Here is a 204-nt window from a genome sequence, read left to right as displayed (position 1 = left end):
ATCCATTTCCGGCATTTCGATATCCGAAATCATCATCATGTAGCGATCACTGACATTTTCACCAGAGTCAGCGATCTCTTCCAGATGCTGCCAGGCCTGCAATCCGTCATTCAGTGCTACCACTTCCACACCGACGTTTTCCAGACAGCGCGTTACCTGCTTACGGGCGATTTTCGAATCATCGACAATCAGCACCTTGCGCTC

General features: G+C 50.0%; 1 protein-coding gene. It reads right to left on the bottom strand.

Features of this window, described 5'->3' with window-relative positions; genetic code table 11:
* On the bottom strand, nucleotides 1-204 hold a 204-nt coding region (locus B2Z72_RS09445), incomplete at both ends, for a response regulator (protein ID WP_297004660.1).

It is taken from the genome of Thalassolituus sp. UBA6592, assembly GCF_002433655.1.
Classification (GTDB): domain Bacteria; phylum Pseudomonadota; class Gammaproteobacteria; order Pseudomonadales; family Oceanobacteraceae; genus Venatoribacter.
This window is presented reverse-complemented; position numbering and strand designations above follow the sequence as displayed.